Origin of the sequence: Rothia mucilaginosa (assembly GCF_049990865.1) — a bacterium.
GTDB lineage: Bacteria > Actinomycetota > Actinomycetes > Actinomycetales > Micrococcaceae > Rothia > Rothia mucilaginosa_I.
This window is the reverse complement of record NZ_CP188231.1, coordinates 1950143-1966782: the sequence shown is the minus strand read 5'-3', so window position 1 is coordinate 1966782 and position 16640 is coordinate 1950143. Positions and strand designations below refer to the sequence as shown.

The window sequence follows — 16640 nt, the reverse complement described above, 5'->3', positions numbered from 1 at the left end:
ATACTCCACACCGCGTGGATTATCGGCCCGGGTCACCCCGTCAACACCCAAGAAAAGGTAGGGTTAAACCATGACTGTTGATGCTGTAAAGAATATTGAAGACCTCGCTGCATTCGTGGCGGATTCGCCGGTCTCGTACCTTGCCGCGCGCACGGTAGCGCGCCGCCTGCAAGCAGCAGGCTTTACCGAGCTCGTAGAGACCGAAGCATGGGGTCCGCAGGTGGCAACCGGCCGCCACTTCGTCGTTCGCGATGGCGCGATTATCGCCTGGGCTGGCGGCGCGAAGGCGCAGAAGGCAAGCGGCTACCGCGTGCTGGGTGCGCACACCGACTCGCCCTCCCTGAAGGTCAAGCCCTCCTCCTCCATCACCACGAAGGGCTGGCACCAGATCGCTGTTGAGAACTACGGCGGTGCACTGCTGAACTCTTTCCTGGACCGCGAACTGTGCGTGGCGGGCCGCCTCACCGTCCTTGAGGGCGGGGAGTTGAAGGACCGTCTGGTGTGCACCGGCCCGATTGCGCGCATCCCGCAGCTGGCGCCGCACCTGGACCACAAGCGCAACGAACTGGTGCTGGACAAGCAGTTCAACATGTACCCCGTGTGGGGTGTGGATCCGGCGGAGAACGACGTGCTCGGCTACATGGCGAAGCACGTGATTGACGGTGAGCCGGTCGACCCGCAGAGCATTGTGGGTTACGACCTGCTGTTCGCTGATTCGCAGCCGCCGCGCCGTTTTGGTGCGGATCAGGAGCTGTTCGCTTCCGGTCGCCTGGATAACCTGTCTTCGGTGCATGCTGGTTTGACCGCGCTGGAGCGTTACGTTGCAGATAACGCGGACGAGCACGCCACCGAGACTGTGATGCTTGCGGCTTTCGACCACGAGGAGCTTGGCTCTGAGTCGCGTAGTGGTGCGGCTGGCCCGTTCCTGGAGGATATTCTGGTGCGCCTGTCCGCTGCGCGCGGTGAGAGCACGGAGGAGTACCGCCGTTCGGTGGCGGCGTCGTTCTGCCTGTCGGCTGATGCCGGTCACCTGGTGCACCCGAACTATCAGGGTCACCACGACCCGACCGTGCAGCCGCTGCCCGGTGGTGGCCCGCTGCTGAAGATTAACGCGAACCAGCGTTACGCAACGGATTCGGTGGGTGCTGGCGTGTTTGCGGCGGCGTGCGCGAAGGCTGGTGTGCCGTATCAGGAGTTCGTGTCGAATAACAATATGCCGTGTGGTTCGACGATTGGCCCGATTACGGCGACCCGTCTGGGTATGCGCACGGTGGATGTGGGCATTGGTTTGCTGTCGATGCATTCGATGCGCGAGATGTGCCATGTGGACGATATGGCGTACATGACTCGCGCGGTGGAAGGCTTCTTCCGCCTCTAAATTGAACCCCGCTGAGGTATGAGCAGCTGGGGAGTGGGCGCCGGGAACCTAAGGTTCCCGGCGCCCATATCTTTTAAAAAATTTTTCAAAATTTTTCGGGGGGGGGGGGAGTGTTTACCTCTTGAATAGGGTTCATGTTTGCTGTAAAGTAACCCACAATACGTAATATGCGTGTTGCACATTACTTGTTTTTGAGAAATTTTCACCAATAATGGTGCGCCATCAGCTCGTAACCGGCGTAGCGAGCGAACCCCAATTTGAAAGGCGGTTCCCATGTTCTTCGATATTTCTGTGTTCCTGCTAGTGGTTTTGGTCATTGTGGGTCAGCTGAAAAAAGCACCACCAAGGTTGCTAAACAACCCTGGCTATCAGAAGGAGAGGGAGCAAGTGCGAAAGCACCGGCGCATCCTGGATATGCTCAGCCTGAGTTTTGCTCTTGCCCTGATGATTATTCAGTGGGGTGGCCCCCTGACGACGCTTGCCTTTCGGGCGTGCGTTATTTGGTTGATTCCCAGCCAGCTGTATGATCTCTGGCAGAAGTTCAATGTGCCGCGTGGGGTACTCTTCGCGTGTGCTGTCGCGCTAATCATTATTGAGTTTGGGTTGGCGCTCCTACCCTAACCTGCACCCTATAACAGTTGTGGCGGTGACCGTTGTTCGGTCACCGCCACAACTATTTTTAAGATGAGACAGACTCAGATTAGACGGGGTTCGATTAGACAGGGTTGTCGGGGCTGGGCAGGGTTACCACCTCAGACCAGCGAGTATCCTGAGCGGCCGCACGGTTCGCGTCGCTCTTCTGCTTCACATCGGCGGGTGCCTGCTGTGCCCACAACTCAAAAGCAACAATGTAGTTCTCAGGGTAGTTTGCCGCGAGCAGCTCCTGTCGGGTCGGGAAGTACTCCTTACCCTCTCGAATATCGACGTAGTTGCTTGCCTTGTAGGGGTCTGCGCTCTGGATGTCAGCGCGCGGGCCGGAGGCTACCTTTCCGCTTGCCACGTTATTGTCATCGATAGCGCGCACCCATGCCGCGGCGTAGGCGTGATCGGTCTTGTTCTTCTCGTACAGTGCCAGGCACTCGGCTCCCGCTGATTCAGCTTCGGCGCGGGTGGGGAAGTTCGCCTGGTTGCGCACAACATGCCGCGCAGAGACGTAGGAGGGGAGCGCTGTTCCGCGGTCGGCGCTGATGGCTTCCTGCTGCTTGAGGGTTTCAGCTTTCGCGGCTTCGTCAGGTTCAAGGCAGGGGGTGGAGCTCTTCTTCGCCGCGGAAGAGGAGGCGGACCCGGTGGCACTTGTTGCTGACGGGGAGGAAGTCACGGTCGTGTTCGAGGGTGCGGGAGTGTTTGATGCCGTGCTGGTGGAGCTACCGCAGGAGGCAAGCAGCAAGGGAAGAATCGCCAACGCGGCACCGCGTCGTAGACCGCCGGAACGAAACGAAAGAGAACGGAACGAAAGAAAAACAGGGGTCTGGGTCATGGGACCACCTCACAAGAGGGATGGAACGATATATTGCGTCTAAACATACCCCAATATTTGATATGCGGTCAATGGAAAATACCATCTCATTTTTAAAACCAACACTCTAGACGCAAGGTATGCTACCCAGTAGTCTTAAGGTGTTGACCTGCTTAAATATGCGGTAGATGGGGTAAGAGTGCGGAGGCTTTGCGGGTCGCCTACTCATCCCAGTATTGGCTTTTGGGCTTAGTGGATAAGAAAAACAACATTGAGGCTATGCGTTCGGTGTTCCGCTACTAGCTTTTTATGCTACTGAAAGGAAATGGCATCATGAATTCTACATATAAGATGTTCGCCGTAAATGAGAAAATAATTTTGTATATCTTATTTCTCATTGTATTGCAATTTTTCTATATTTTCCCAACTAGCCTGTATACAGAGTTCAATGGATTTGTCTCGCCATGTGATGGGTGGCAAGGTAGCTATTTCGACTATATACCCTTCTTTGTGGTGGGAGTTGTATTAGCTGGCTTGTGGCAGATTTTTAGTATATGGTTGGGTATCAAGCTTCGTATAGGAATTTTTTGGATTGCCTCGCTATATTTAGTTTTTAAAATGTATGGGACTTATGGAATTTTAAAAGGCAATATCTTAAGTTCATGTAAAGTCCCTACAGAATATATGCATGGAATATTGTGGCCATATGATTTACAGGCATTCATTCTCTTGGGTCCCGATATTGTCTCATGCGTTATTTTTATAGCAGTTTTTATTGCATGTTCTAAGCGGAGCTATTGGGTGCCAACCGCCGCAGCTATAGCCGCATTCGTTGCGCAGTGCGTCATCTCGGTACTGCTCTGGGAATACGTTAGGGGACTTATCTACTATCTCCTGTAGAAGCTTTGGGCCGTCGAGGTGCAGGCTCTTACGGAGTTCGAGGTTCCATGATGGGCACTCTGATCGTGCTCCTTTGGGCATGTTGGCTTCTGCTGATGATCGGGCAAATAACAATATCTGATGCTGGTGTCTTGGCGCTGTACCTACCTCAAGAGCCCGATAGTCTCCGTGTTTACGCAGGTCAAGACGTTAAACATGCTTGTTTTTTGATTTTCTTTCGAGATGTTGGATTTTAAAAAATAAACATATTTTTCTCTTGACCATATATCAAAATTGCCCGTATAGTGAGGGTCAACTCGGTATGCTCCAGCCCACAATGAGGTGACATTATGGCCCTGAATTCTAGGACCCCCAACTCCCGCTATAGCGCACTGCGATACGGTGCCGCTCTCTCAATCCTGCCCCTGCTCCTTGCCGCCTGCGGTGGTGCGAACACCGCGGCAAGCAGCACCTCCTCGCCCTCCACGGCGAGCGCCTCAGCAACGGCAAGCACCACGCCAAGCGTCAGCTGCTCCTCATACTCTGCTGAAGCTGCCGCATCAGCAGAAGCCGCCAAGCCCGTCCCGCGCACCGATGAACAATACCCCGCGTACATCCAGTACCGGAACATCCTCGCAGACGGCGCCCACATCATCGAGCCCAGCGAAATCGACAGCAAATGCCACGCAGCACTCAAAGCAGGGCGCAGCACCCTCCCCGAATACGTTCAAAACATCGATGCCTACAACGCCCACCCCAGCACCGGAGTCACCGACCCCTTCGCAGGTAGCGAGTACCGAGACATCAAGGACCGCAACGAATTCATCCCCCACCGCGCAGACCTGGAAGAAGCCGCCTACCCCGAGATGATTATTCGTCTCTACGAAAAGTGGTACGAGGTAGCCCCCGCAGACATCAAGACGCGCAGCGACGCAAACCGTGCACGTTTCCTCGCCACGAGCGCCTACCAGCAGTGGAAGACCCAGCCCCAAACCCCCAGTAGCGCCCGCCCATAAACCCACTCACGCATAAGCTCCCTCAAAAATAGTTGTGGCGGTGACCGAACAACGGTCACCGCCACAACTCTTTAAACGGTCCTCAACGGGCTTATTTTTTTGGGGGGGGGGGGAGGGGCTACTCGCCCTTCACCTCGCGTGCCAGAGCCAGCAGCTCCTCATGCACGGTCGTATCGCCCGTAACCTCCGGGTGGAAAGAAATACCGATCAGGTTGCCCGAACGCACACCCACAATCTTCCCCTCATGACGAGCCGTCACCTGCACCCCCTCACCGGTGCCGGTCACAATCGGCGCACGAATAAACGCCGTATCAATAACCACCTCATCACCGGCAGGAGTCAGCCACGGCAGGCGCACCTCCGCAGAATCAACCTGCGAACCAAAAGCGTTACGACCCACCGAAACATCCAAAACACCCAGCGACTGCTGACCCGGCGCCGGATCATCAATACGCTTCGACAGCATAATCAGACCAGCGCACGTACCCAGAGTCGGCAGACCCGAAGAAATCGCCTCAATCAGCGGCTCACGCACACCAAAAATACGGGTCAAACGGTCAATCGTCGACGACTCACCACCGGGCAGAACCAGCGCATCCAGGCCCTCAAGCTGCTCACCGGTACGCACCCAACGCACCTGCGCACCCAGGGACTCCAGCATCAATGCGTGCTCACGCACGCCGCCCTGCAACGCCAAAACACCAACCGTCAAACCCTCACCCGGCAAAACACCGGTAGGCTGAACCTTCTCAACCATCACCGCTCCCTTCACAAAACAACAAACACAACAAACACAAGGAGGGTGGGACCCGCCTCAGCGAACCCCACCTCCTCATCAAACACTCACCCCGAATGCGGGGTGCGCGCACGAATTACCAGCCGCGCTCCGCCAGGCGGTGCGGTGCCGGAATGTCAGCAACGTTAATGCCGACCATAGCCTCACCCAGGCCGCGAGAAGCCTCAGCAACCTTCTCCGGGTCATTGTAGAAAGCGGTAGCCTTCACAATAGCCTTCGCACGAGCAACCGGGTCGCCCGACTTGAAGATACCGGAACCAACGAACACGCCGTCAGCACCGAGCTGCATCATCATTGCAGCGTCAGCGGGGGTAGCCACACCACCAGCGGTGAACATGACCACGGGCAGCTTGCCGGTCTGAGCAACCTCACGAACCAGCTCGTACGGTGCAGCCAGTTCCTTAGCCTTCACGTACAGCTCATCAGGCATGGTGTTGTACAGGCCCTGCAGCTCAGCAATCTGACGCTTAATGGTGCGGATGTGCTTGGTCGCCTCAGAGACGTCACCGGTACCAGCCTCGCCCTTCGAGCGGATCATAGCGGCACCCTCGGTGATGCGGCGCAGCGCCTCACCCAGGTTGGTAGCACCACACACGAACGGAACCTTGAACTGGTGCTTATCAATGTGGTTCACGTAGTCAGCGGGGGAAAGAACCTCGGACTCGTCAATGTAGTCGACCTTCAGGGTCTCCAGAATCTGAGCCTCAACGAAGTGGCCGATGCGTGCCTTCGCCATGACCGGGATCGAAACGGCATCAATGATGCCCTCAATCATGTCCGGGTCAGACATACGAGCCACGCCGCCCTGCGCACGAATATCCGCGGGAACGCGCTCGAGAGCCATGACGGCAACAGCGCCAGCATCTTCAGCGATCTTAGCCTGTTCGGGGGTGACGACGTCCATGATGACGCCGCCCTTGAGCATGTCGGCAAGGCCGCGCTTAACAAGCGGGCTGCCGGTTACGGTGTTGTTATCAGTCATGACCTTATCTTCTCACGTTCTGAGTGTTCGCGCGCACTCATGGAGGCGGAATTTCTGTTCTCTGACACAGTACGACCCGAAGTTCACGTCAGAATGACACAAAACGTCATGAAAAGCGGTCAGAGTAGGGCAGTTCGTGGACTGAGCAGACCCGCCGGCGAGCGCAGGGGATAAAACCGCAGGTATATTCTTTAACCCGGTAGAACCCTGCGCACGGGCACCGCGGGTAGGCGCTCACCAGCGGCGTGAACGCCACCTCGAACAAGAGCTCGCAGGGCACATCAACACATTCACAGACCGTGTAGCGCACCAGGAACTGAGCCGGGGCACTCATATCAGCACCCGAGCGTAGTACCCCTGCGCCCAAGCAAAGGAACAGCATGCTCGAAGTCGTTATCGCACTATCCCTCGCTGTCCTCGTAGGCAGCGCAATCGCACACAAAACGCGGATCACCCCCGCCATCGTGCTGATTTTCATTGGCCTGGCTATCGGCATTATGCCCGCCCACGAACTGCACGAAGTTCAGAGTATTGGCCTGCCCTCGCACGTCATCCTCGAAATCTTCCTGCCCGTCATGCTCTTCTGGGAAGCCCGCAACACCTCATGGCGTGAAGCGCGCAACCGCATCGGCGGCATTATCCTCACCGGAACCCTGCTGGTCATTGTGACCGCCTTCGGCGTCGCCGGGATTCTGCACGAGCTCACCGGCGTGAGCGCCTGGGGTGCGGCACTGCTCATCGGTGTGGCGCTCGCACCCACCGACGCCGTCGCTGTCGCAACCCTCAACGGTAAACTGCCCAAGTCCTCCATCACCACCCTCAAGGCTGAGGCGCTCATCAACGACGGCACGACCCTCGTGCTGTTGACCCTCGCGCTGCAGGTAGCCGCCGGTCAGGGACTGTCCCTCGGCCACTCCAGCGGCATGTTCTTCTTCTCCTTCCTCATCGGTATTCTGGTCGGTCTGGCGGTCGGCTGGGTAGCCAACAAGATTCGTGCCCACATCGACAACCCGATGTGGTTCAGCTGCTTCGTGCTGACCGTGCCCTTCATCGCATTCCTGCTTGCGGAGAAGATCGAGCCTTTCCCCGATATGAAGGGCTCCGGCGTGGTTGCTGTCGTGGTTGCGGCGTTCTTCCTCACCTACTACAGCCCGGAAACTATCCGCCCGCAGAACCGCACCTACAGTCTGCCCATCTGGGCGTTCGTCACCTTCGTCATGAACGCCGTGCTGTTCGTCATGGTCGGTGTGCAGCTGCCCACCGCCGTGGAACGTATGGGTGTCGCCATTAACCTCTACGGCACCACCTGGAGCTACGGCCTGCTCGTTGTGCTGGTTGTCTGGATTGCCTGCGTAGTCATCCGCTACGTATTCCTGCAAATCTACATTTTCATGGTTCATCTTCTGGACCGCCGTAAAAAGCAGCGCACCATGCGTGACACTCACCGCGGCCGCGTCCTCTCCACTGTGGCGGGTCTGCGCGGCGGCGTGTCCCTGGCGGTGGCGCTGTCCATCCCGGCGAGTGTTGAATACCGCGACTTCGTAATCTTCGTGGTGTCCGGTGTGGTGCTGTGCTCCATGGTCGTGCAGGGCATGCTGCTGCCCGCCGTGATTCGCTGGGCGAACCTGCCGGTCGACAACAGAGAAGAAGAAGAGAAGAACGAAGCGATCCGCACCATGATTGCTGAGTCCTTCGACTCCATCCAGGAAATCGGTGGACGCATCAACGCCCCGCAGGAAGTCATCGACCGCATCGCGGAAGAGCACATGTTCCACATGAGTATGTACCGCAACCTGCACACCCTGCACATACACGGCGAGGACACCCCCGAGAACGTGCTGAAGGTGCTCGAAGCGAACGAAAAGGAAAAGGAACTGCGCCTGGGCGTGCTCGAAGTTCAGCGCGACGTTCTCAAGCGTCTGCGCGACGAAGGCAGAATCGACACGAACATACTGCACCAAATCCAGGAACGCCTGGACATTGAGGTGATGCGCGTGCTCGGCCCGATTGAGCTCGAATAGTTCACGCTCTTACGTGCGATATGCGCAATATGTATGAGGCGAGGCGTCCCACCCCGAACAGCGGGGGAGGGGCGCCTCGCTGTTTTATGGTGCCACCGCGTCTGTGCACCCCGTGCAACAACAGGTTTTGCTCACGATGAGCATCTACCCACCCGCGCTGAACATCGGTAAAATATAAAAGTTACGCCCGCACTCACCCCCACGCGGAAGCCTCAACGGCGCAGGGAACGAGCAAGACACTTCGGGCACCCCGGCACCCGCACACTCGCGGACATCAGCCGTCTATCTGACGCACACAAGTGACCGGACCACGCAGACCAAGGAACCTATGACGTCCCACCAGACTGAAAACACCGCGCCCAAAAACGGCGCACCCAACAACACTGCATCCGCCGCAGGACACGGACCCCACGGCCCGCACGGCGCAAGCGAAGACCCGCAGAACATCTACCTGCTCAAAGACGCCCCCATCCTCAAGGCGCTCCTCTCCCTCGGCGTGCCCATGGCGCTTGGCCTTGCCATCACCAGCATCTACAACGTGGTGAACTCCTACTTCGTCGGCCACTACGGCAGCGTCGAAGAGCTCGCCGCCACCGGCTACGGCGTGCCCGTCTTCGGCGTCATCATGGCAATCGCGGGCCTGTTCGGTCTGGGCGCCTCCACCCTCGCCTCCCGCAAGCTCGGTGAGGGCCAGCCCGCCCACGAAATCCACCGCGTCACCTCCTTCGCGCTCTACTCGGCACTCGGTGTAGGCACTATCGCCGCCATTATCGGCTTCATCCTTGCCGACCCGATTACCGGCATCATGGGCGCCTCCGGCGGCTCCTACGAGCCGACCCGCATCTACGTGCACCTCATGTTCCTCGGAGCGCCCCTCGCCATTGGCATGTTCACCCTCGAACAGCTGGTCCGTTCCGAGGGCTACGCCAAGCAGTCCATGTACGGCATTATTGTCGGCACCGTCGTCACCTGCATCTTCGACGTGCTGTTCATTGCCATCATGGGCATGGGTATTGCCGGTTCCGGCTGGGCGATGCTACTGGCTAACGGCGCGTCCATGCTGTACTACCTGCTGTTCCTGATGCGTCAGAGCGAGAACTTCTCCGCGAACATCCGCGACTTCTCCCTCGACCCCGCCATCATTAAGCCCGTGGTTGCGGTCGGTGCCGCTGAGCTCATTCAGAGCCTGAACCTGATCTTCGCCGCCCTGCTGCTGAACAACCTCGCCGCCTCCTACGGTGATGACACCGTGGCGGCGTTTGGCCTGGCAATGCGCCTGAACATGGTGCCCGAAATGCTGTGTATGGGCCTGTGCATGGGCGGTATCCCGCTGTACGCCTACGCGTACGGTGCCCGCAACGGCGCCCGCGTGAAGCAGGCGCTGCGCACCGCAACGATCCTGTCGGTTATTACCTCCGCGGCCATCACCATTCCGGTGCTGATTTTCCGCCGCGAACTGCTCGCCGTGGTTGGTGATGAGCGCCTGGTCTCCACCGGTGAAGAGGTCATGGTCGCGCTCATGCTCGCCGCCGTGTTCAACGCGGTCAGCATCGTGTTTGTGTCCTGGTTCCAGGCGGCCGGTAAGGGCGGCCCGGCAATGCTGATGACCCTCGGCATTGCGCTGCTGTTCTTCCCCGCCGTGTACTTCGGCAACATGTGGTTCGGCTTTAAGGGCCTGACCTGGGCGTTCCCCTTCACCCAGGTGCTCGCCTGCGCGTTGGGTCTGGTGCTGTTCCTCGCCACGGGCGGTGCGAAGGTACCCCCGGCTGAGCCTGAGGTAGAAGCTGAAGGTTCTGAGGAATCTGATGCCCAGGCTGCCCAGGCTACCGCTGCACAGCCCGAACAGAAGGCATAATCCTCGGTCTGCAAAAACATAGCAAAAGCCCCGGCTCCATCAAAGGAGCTGGGGCTTTTGCGTTGGTTTCTACGCTAGTGGAGGCGCTAGTTCTTCCGCCTAGTTTTTCCACCACGAATCAAAAATCGTCACCGGGGTAGTGCGCTTGTGGCGGCTACGCAGGTAAATCTGCTCCAGCTTCTCCGCCGCCGCCTCGTCGATTTCCTTACCCTCCAGGTAGTCGTCAATCTGCGGGTAGGTCAGACCCAGCTCATCCTCATCGGTACGGCCGGGCACGCCGTCCAGCAGGTCAGCAGTCGGCGGCTTAGCCCACAGACGCTCAGACGCACCCAAAACACGCAGCAACAGCTGGTTCTGGCGCTTATTCAGGCCGTACAGCGGCAGCAGGTCCGCGCCGCCATCACCGAACTTCGTGAAGAAGCCGGTAATGGACTCCGCCGCGTGGTCGGTGCCGACCACCAGGTAGCCGGGGTCGCCAGCAATCGCGTACTGGGCGATCATGCGGGCGCGCGCCTTCACGTTGCCCTTGTTGAAGTCGCTGATCTGCTTGCCGGTCGCGGCAGTGTAGGCGCTGTCGAAACCGTCCACGGCTTCGGCAATGTTGAAGGTCAGGGAGCGGGTGGGCTGGATGAAACGTAGCGCCTCCTGCGCGTCCTCTTCGTCGTGCTGCACACGGTAGGGCAGGCGCACCGCCACGAACTCGGTGGTGCGGCCGCGCTCGTTGAGGCGGTCCACCGCCAGCTGGCAGAGGCGACCTGCCAGGGTGGAGTCGATGCCGCCGCTGATGCCCAGTACCAGGCCGCGGCTTCCGGTGGCTTCCAGGTAGTCGCAGATGAACTGGATGCGGCGCTCCACTTCTTCGCGTGCCTGCTCTTCGGTCATGTTGGGCTTGACGCCCATTTCACGGATGATCTGTGCCTGTAATTCACGCATGACTTAAGTGTACGCTCCACCTTATAGCCCGTGCGGTGAACCGCCGAGGGAGGCGAGGTAGTGTTCCACACGGTGCGTTCAGACCCGCCCGCGCTAACTAGCCCACCTCGGGCAGGGTGAGGCAAGCAAATACCCCCGGCAGATGCGTACAGCATCCCCCGGGGGTATTTAGCTAGAACGGAAACTGGTATCAAAAATAAATTATATGCTTAATAGAATTAAATTAATTTAGGTATATTAATTTTTTCGACGACCTTCCTTGCGGATAATTTTTTCAATTGATGCTTCTATATTATTCTTTTTATAGTTAAGCCACCAAAGGCTAAACATCCCGCTAATAGTATTTTTGCCAATATCGACAATACTTGGAAGTCCTTGGTCTTTGAGGGATTTTTCAATCTCTTCATGTGAATAACCCTGTTCTTTCATGATTTCAACAAGGCTACTAGCTTCGGCGTGAGGCCCAGAAATCATTGGGTGGTGATCAATCTTGTTCTGTATGTCAACAAGCTCGTCGTAGAGGGCTTCTTTATTTTTTGCCATGAGTATCAACGCCCCATAATGCATCGAAGACCTGCATAGCCCACACCTGCCAGAATTGCCTCGGGAGATCCAGTAACCAAGGGCAAGATGCCCCAGCGAAGATTGGAAAAAATATTAGACATAATTTCCTCCTAATAATAAATCGAAAAATTAACGGTGTGTTGTGTTTCATAGATTAGCAGATTTGGAGTGGATTAATCCCGGAAAAATACTGTTGAAAATATCACATATTGCACTACATTGAAATATGTTTGATTTTGTGCTTTTCTGTGGTTTTTATGAAATATTTTCATAAAAATTACTTGGGTTTATGTGGGTTTTAAGGACTTGTGGTGTTTACCGGGGTATTTCTTTCGAAGGAATATCAGTGGCTTAGATTTTCAAAGACGCTCTCATAGCGATCAACGAAGTCCGCCGCCGCGTTCAGAAGCTCCTCCTGATTGAGGGCATCCTGGATAGCTGACAGCGTCTCATCCTCGCCGTTCTGAACCTGTAACTCACGCATAAGTTAAGTCTACGCCGCAGACATAACAGCCCACAGAAAAGGCCGTGCCGGGGCAGAAAACTCCACTCCGACACGGCCCTCACATCCGCATCCGACTAGCGGTTATTCAGCACACGCACGTTATAGCGGTGCAAGAACGCCGCCATCGCGCCACGCTCAATCGGCTGAACCGGACGGAACGAACCATCAGCCCAACCCGTCGTAATACGCTGCTCAGCCAGCCACGAAATCTCACGATAGAACTGGCTACCGGCCGACACGTCGCTAAACGGCGACACCGCAGGAGCCGAATACGCCGGCGAACCCGCAAAACGGTAGAAGAACGCCGCCATAGCGTCACGGTTCACCGCAGCATTCGGGCGGAACGTACCATCCGACCAGCCGGTCGTAATACCGCGGGCGCGCATCCACTCAATCTCCTTATAGAACGGGTGATCACGCGGCACATCCTTAAAGCTCGGAGTGCTCGGTGCAGTGAACTGCGGTGAACCCGCCATACGGTAGAAGAACGCCGCCATCGCACCACGCTCCACCGAACCATTCGGGCGGAACGTGCCGTCCGGGTAGCCGGTCGTAATACGACGCTGAGCCAGCCAGTTAATGTCATTCACGAACGGGTAATCCGCCGGAACATCCTTGAAGTGTGCGCTCGCGGCGGTATCCTCAGAGTTCGACGAGACACGCAGAACCTGCGCACGCTCACCCGCCGCACCGTTCGTACCGGACAGGTCGCCGGTCGCGTTGTGCATGTGCAGGAACAGGGCAGAAACGTTCTTTGCGTCGCCGTTACGGTGCGCCACCAGCTGAGTCTCCGGCGCATCCACGAACAGGTTCGGCACGCCCGCCGAATCGCCGCTGAACCACAGCTTCGGCGTCGCATAGTTGAACGCCACCGAATCAGTCGTATCAACCACGGTCGTAGCGGAGAACGCACTAGAAGTGGTCACCGAGTACGAAATCTCAGTGGACTCGGCGTTCGGGTCCAGACCCAGAACGCTCAGCGGAACAGTCATCACCAGGGTGTTCGAATCCATGATGTTGGTGTCCGTATCACCCCAGGTGCCGTTCAGCGGGTACAGAGCGTTCTCGATCGCCACCCACTTGCCGTTGCTGCGCTTAGAAACCTTCACCAGCGGGTAGTCCAGGCCCTTCTCACGCACCGTCTGCAGACGGTAATCGCTCGTGCCGTCCTTATTGGTATCAACGAACACGTAGTAGGTGCCGCGCGGGGTCACCTCCTGCCAGTTACCCCAGGTGGAAATACCGAAGGACAGGCGCGCGTCGGAGGTGTCCGCACCGGCTGCCTTCAACTCCGCCACGTTCGAGGCGGCACCCACGTACTGCAGGTCCATGCGGGAATCCGAACCCACACCCAGCTTCGCGGTCGGGATGCGCGGGCTCGAAGCGCCCAGCTCAAAGGCACCCAGCAGGGAGCGGTAACCGCCCTGATCCACTGCGGTACCCTGCAGGGTCAGGGGCTGCTCGGTCGCGCCGGAACCCTCCGCATCGAAGGCGATATCGGAGCCAGCCACACGCATCGCGGAGACAGGCTTCGGTGCCACGTGCAGGGGCATGCGCAGGGTCTTCACCGCAGCCGAGGAGTCAGCATCGGTCAGAATCAGGCGGCCCGAAGCGCTCGCAATGTACTGGCGGGCGCCCGAAATGGTCACCGTACCGGTCGAGTAGTTCACCGAATCCTGGTTCGGGTACATGGACGGGTCGCGGGTCTTTTCCAGCTTCGACGGGTCAATGCGCACGGTCACGGTGAACGTTGCCTTCTGACCGGCGCCCACAGACACGGACTGCGGGTAGGAGAACTCCACACCCGGGATGCTCGTGCTGCCCTCATAGTTCAGGGTGTAGGTGTGCGCCACCGAGTCGGTGTTCTCGACGCTCACGCGGTGCTGCAGGGTCTGCACGCCGGCGTTCGGGGTGTACTCGAGCACGCCGAAAGTGTCAGAAACCTGTTCGGGGCGTGCCGCGTTGAACAGCATGACGCGGTCAGCCACCGCCGCACGCGTGTTAATGCGGCCGGTACCCACACGGTCCACCGCGTAGGGGTTACCCCAGGCGTCCTGCATGTGGTGGTCGGCGGTGTTCATGATGACGGTCTTAAGCATGCGCGGACCGTACTCCGGGTGCGCCTGCATAATCAGCGCCGCAACACCGGCAACAAAGGGCGTGGACATGGACGTACCGGTCTTCACGCTCGAACCGGTACCGCTACCAACCTCGATGGAGGAAATATTCGTGCCCGGTGCCGCAACGTCCGGCTTGGTGATGCCGTGCGAACCGTGCAGACCACGCGCGGTGGAGGTGTTCGCCTGATCCAGCTTGCCGTTGGGCACGCGAATCGAGTCGCGCAGGTTCTCGCCGAGCTGCAGGGTCAGCTCACCCGAATCAATCTGCGCGGAAAGGCGTTCCACCTGGCTCTTTGCCAGGCGCACGCCCGGAATGGAGGAGTTACCGCCGATAGCGGTGTCACCGACCTCAGTGTTCGAGGTGAGCACCACGCCGGTTGCGCCCGCCGCCTGCAGGTTGTCGAAGCGCACCTTCGAACCGCACGGTGCGGAGCCGTCAGCGTCCGCCCAGTCGATGAGAGCCCACTTGCCCTTCAGGGCGGCGGCTTCCTCTTCGGTGAATGCTTCACAGCCGTAGCGGTTGCGGGAGGCGGCACGCACCACCGTGCCGCGCAGCTGCTCCTCGGTCGCCTTCGAGTAGTCGAAGTTCACCGAGTAGTCGCCGTAGGTGTCCGCCTCGTTCGCGGGGGCGAGAATCTTCACGCGGTCCACCAGCTGGGTTGAGCCGATGGAGTTCGCCACGGTCAGGCCGTAGGCGCTGGTGCCGGGGCCACCCGAGTTGGAGTAGGTGTCGCCCACGGCGTTGTAGTTGTTGGCGTTACCCGCTGCAACCACGGAGAGGATGCCCTCACGGTAGAGGGAGCCGACCGCGTAGTTCACGGTCTCATCGAACACGCCGAACTCGTTGCCGAGTGACAGGTTTGCGATGTCGGCGCGGTCCGAGAAGTCGCCGTCGTCGTTGGGGTCGAGCACGCGGTCCAGGCCCTTGGGGACGAACGCGGTGGTGCCCTTACAACCGAAGATGCGCAGACCAATCAGCTGGGCGTCCGGTGCGGAGCCGGGGCCAATTTTCATGTCCTTAAGCTGCTCTTCGGTGAGCTTGGAGTAGTCGCCGTGGAAGGTCGAACCGTCCGCGTTCACGCCGTAGCCTGCCGCGGTGCCCGCCACGTGGCTGCCGTGGCCGCCGCAGTCGAGCGGGTTAGCGTCCGGGTGCGGGGTGGAGGTTTCCTTCTTAGCGGAGTTGTAGTCGTCACCGACCAGGTCGTAGCCGCCGAGGAACTTCTTCGGATCGTAGCTGCCCTCGGGAATCGTGTCGGATGCCTTCGCCTTCTCGAAGGCCTCCTGGGTGCCGGGGCCACCCAAATCGGCGTGAGTGTAGTCGATACCGGTATCGAGCACGACAATCTTCACGCCTTTGCCGGTGTAACCGGTGGAGGCGGGGTTCGCCGGGCTCTTTGCCCACACGGAGAGCGTGTCCGTATCGAGGAGGGTGCCGCTGTTCTGCGGTGCCATGTCCTCAATGATGCTGATGCGTTCCACATCGTCGCGGTTTGCGAGCGCACGAATCTGCTCGACGTTACCGTAGAGCGCCACGCCGCGCATCGTGTTGTGGGTGGTGTACAGGACCTGCGCCCCGGATTCCTTCGCCGCGGAGGCGCCCTGCTGCTGCACGCTGGCGCGAATCGCCTGCACCTGTGCCTGCGCGTTGACGGGTGCCTGCGCGCGGGAGCGGACCGCGTCCGGCTGGGTCTGGGCGTACGCGCCCTGACCCTTAAAGCGGACGAACACGGCGCGTTCGCCGGTGGCGCCGTCCAGGCTGGGGGAGAGAACTTCGTTGGTGTTCTCGCCGGTGCCGGTGTCATGGTGGGGTGCGTCCCGGTCTGCGCCGCGTACTACGCCCGGTGCCGCGTAGGCGGCGGTACCGAACGGCAGGGCGGTCAGCCCGAGGGTGAGCCCCAGGGTGAGTGCGCCGCAGCTGCGTGCCAGCTGCTTGAGGCGGCCCGGCTGTGTGTGCCGGGCTGCTCGCGCGGGGGTAGCTTCAGGGAAGGTTGCCACTGAATGCTCCTTGATTCTTTTATTGAAGGTGTGTTTCTTAGCGGTTTCTTCACCGGGATTTCAGTGCCGTGGGTTCTGCTCGGAGAGCGGTGCGCCGGGGGTTCCGTACCGCGAGTGCTACGGTGCGTCTGCACTGCGTT

13 protein-coding genes are annotated in these 16640 nt (G+C 58.8%); 6 read left to right on the top strand and 7 right to left on the bottom strand.

Annotated elements, in window-relative coordinates:
* Window positions 1–70 precede the first annotated feature (70 nt).
* Both ACP3RB_RS07665 and ACP3RB_RS07660 read left to right on the top strand, forming a co-directional pair.
* Entirely contained in the window at window positions 71–1378 is a 1308-nt protein-coding gene (locus ACP3RB_RS07665) for a M18 family aminopeptidase (RefSeq protein ID WP_426698956.1), read from the top strand.
* A 273-nt stretch (window positions 1379–1651) separates the two neighbouring features.
* A complete protein-coding gene (locus ACP3RB_RS07660) occupies window positions 1652–1999 on the top strand; it encodes a hypothetical protein (protein WP_303965588.1) in 348 nt (115 codons plus the stop codon).
* Window positions 2000–2093: 94 nt separating this feature from the next.
* On the opposite strand, the gene ACP3RB_RS07655 is transcribed toward ACP3RB_RS07660, so the two are convergent.
* Complete coding sequence (locus ACP3RB_RS07655; protein WP_426698955.1) at window positions 2094–2855, bottom strand: hypothetical protein; 762 nt, start codon at window positions 2853–2855, stop codon at window positions 2094–2096.
* A gap of 312 nt (window positions 2856–3167) precedes the next feature.
* On the opposite strand from ACP3RB_RS07655, the gene ACP3RB_RS07650 reads away from it, so the two are divergent.
* Both ACP3RB_RS07650 and ACP3RB_RS07645 read left to right on the top strand, forming a co-directional pair.
* Entirely contained in the window at window positions 3168–3734 is a 567-nt protein-coding gene (locus ACP3RB_RS07650) for a hypothetical protein (protein ID WP_315429151.1), read from the top strand.
* 329 nt (window positions 3735–4063) lie between these two features.
* Window positions 4064–4729: a hypothetical protein gene (locus ACP3RB_RS07645; protein ID WP_426698954.1), complete on the top strand. Its 666-nt coding sequence runs from the start codon at window positions 4064–4066 to the stop codon at window positions 4727–4729.
* Window positions 4730–4847: 118 nt separating this feature from the next.
* Here the strand turns inward: ACP3RB_RS07645 and pdxT are convergent, their stop codons facing one another.
* Together pdxT and pdxS are read right to left on the bottom strand one after the other, a co-directional pair.
* Entirely contained in the window at window positions 4848–5486 is a 639-nt protein-coding gene (pdxT, locus tag ACP3RB_RS07640; protein WP_426698953.1) for a pyridoxal 5'-phosphate synthase glutaminase subunit PdxT, read from the bottom strand.
* Between the two features lie 115 nt (window positions 5487–5601).
* A complete protein-coding gene (pdxS, locus tag ACP3RB_RS07635; protein WP_005507298.1) occupies window positions 5602–6507 on the bottom strand; it encodes a pyridoxal 5'-phosphate synthase lyase subunit PdxS in 906 nt (301 codons plus the stop codon).
* Between the two features lie 380 nt (window positions 6508–6887).
* Here pdxS and ACP3RB_RS07630 point away from each other — a divergent pair, with 380 nt between their 5' ends.
* Both ACP3RB_RS07630 and ACP3RB_RS07625 read left to right on the top strand, forming a co-directional pair.
* On the top strand, window positions 6888–8528 hold the full coding sequence (locus ACP3RB_RS07630; protein WP_426698952.1) for a Na+/H+ antiporter: 1641 nt from the start codon (window positions 6888–6890) through the stop codon (window positions 8526–8528).
* A gap of 328 nt (window positions 8529–8856) precedes the next feature.
* Entirely contained in the window at window positions 8857–10383 is a 1527-nt protein-coding gene (locus ACP3RB_RS07625; RefSeq protein ID WP_426698951.1) for an MATE family efflux transporter, read from the top strand.
* Window positions 10384–10482: 99 nt separating this feature from the next.
* Here the strand turns inward: ACP3RB_RS07625 and nadE are convergent, their stop codons facing one another.
* The 4 genes from nadE to ACP3RB_RS07605 all read right to left on the bottom strand — a co-directional run bounded on the left by nadE (window position 10483) and on the right by ACP3RB_RS07605 (window position 16500).
* Window positions 10483–11316 (bottom strand): ammonia-dependent NAD(+) synthetase, encoded by an 834-nt coding sequence (gene nadE, locus ACP3RB_RS07620; RefSeq protein WP_426698950.1) that lies wholly within the window; start codon window positions 11314–11316, stop codon window positions 10483–10485.
* Between the two features lie 237 nt (window positions 11317–11553).
* Window positions 11554–11859 (bottom strand): recombinase, encoded by a 306-nt coding sequence (locus tag ACP3RB_RS07615; RefSeq protein ID WP_426698949.1) that lies wholly within the window; start codon window positions 11857–11859, stop codon window positions 11554–11556.
* A gap of 364 nt (window positions 11860–12223) precedes the next feature.
* Complete coding sequence (locus ACP3RB_RS07610; protein WP_160311327.1) at window positions 12224–12364, bottom strand: hypothetical protein; 141 nt, start codon at window positions 12362–12364, stop codon at window positions 12224–12226.
* A gap of 95 nt (window positions 12365–12459) precedes the next feature.
* Window positions 12460–16500 carry a S8 family serine peptidase gene (locus tag ACP3RB_RS07605; protein WP_426698948.1) on the bottom strand — a complete coding sequence of 1347 codons (4041 nt, stop codon included), beginning with the start codon at window positions 16498–16500 and terminating at the stop codon, window positions 12460–12462.
* Window positions 16501–16640: the final 140 nt, after the last annotated feature.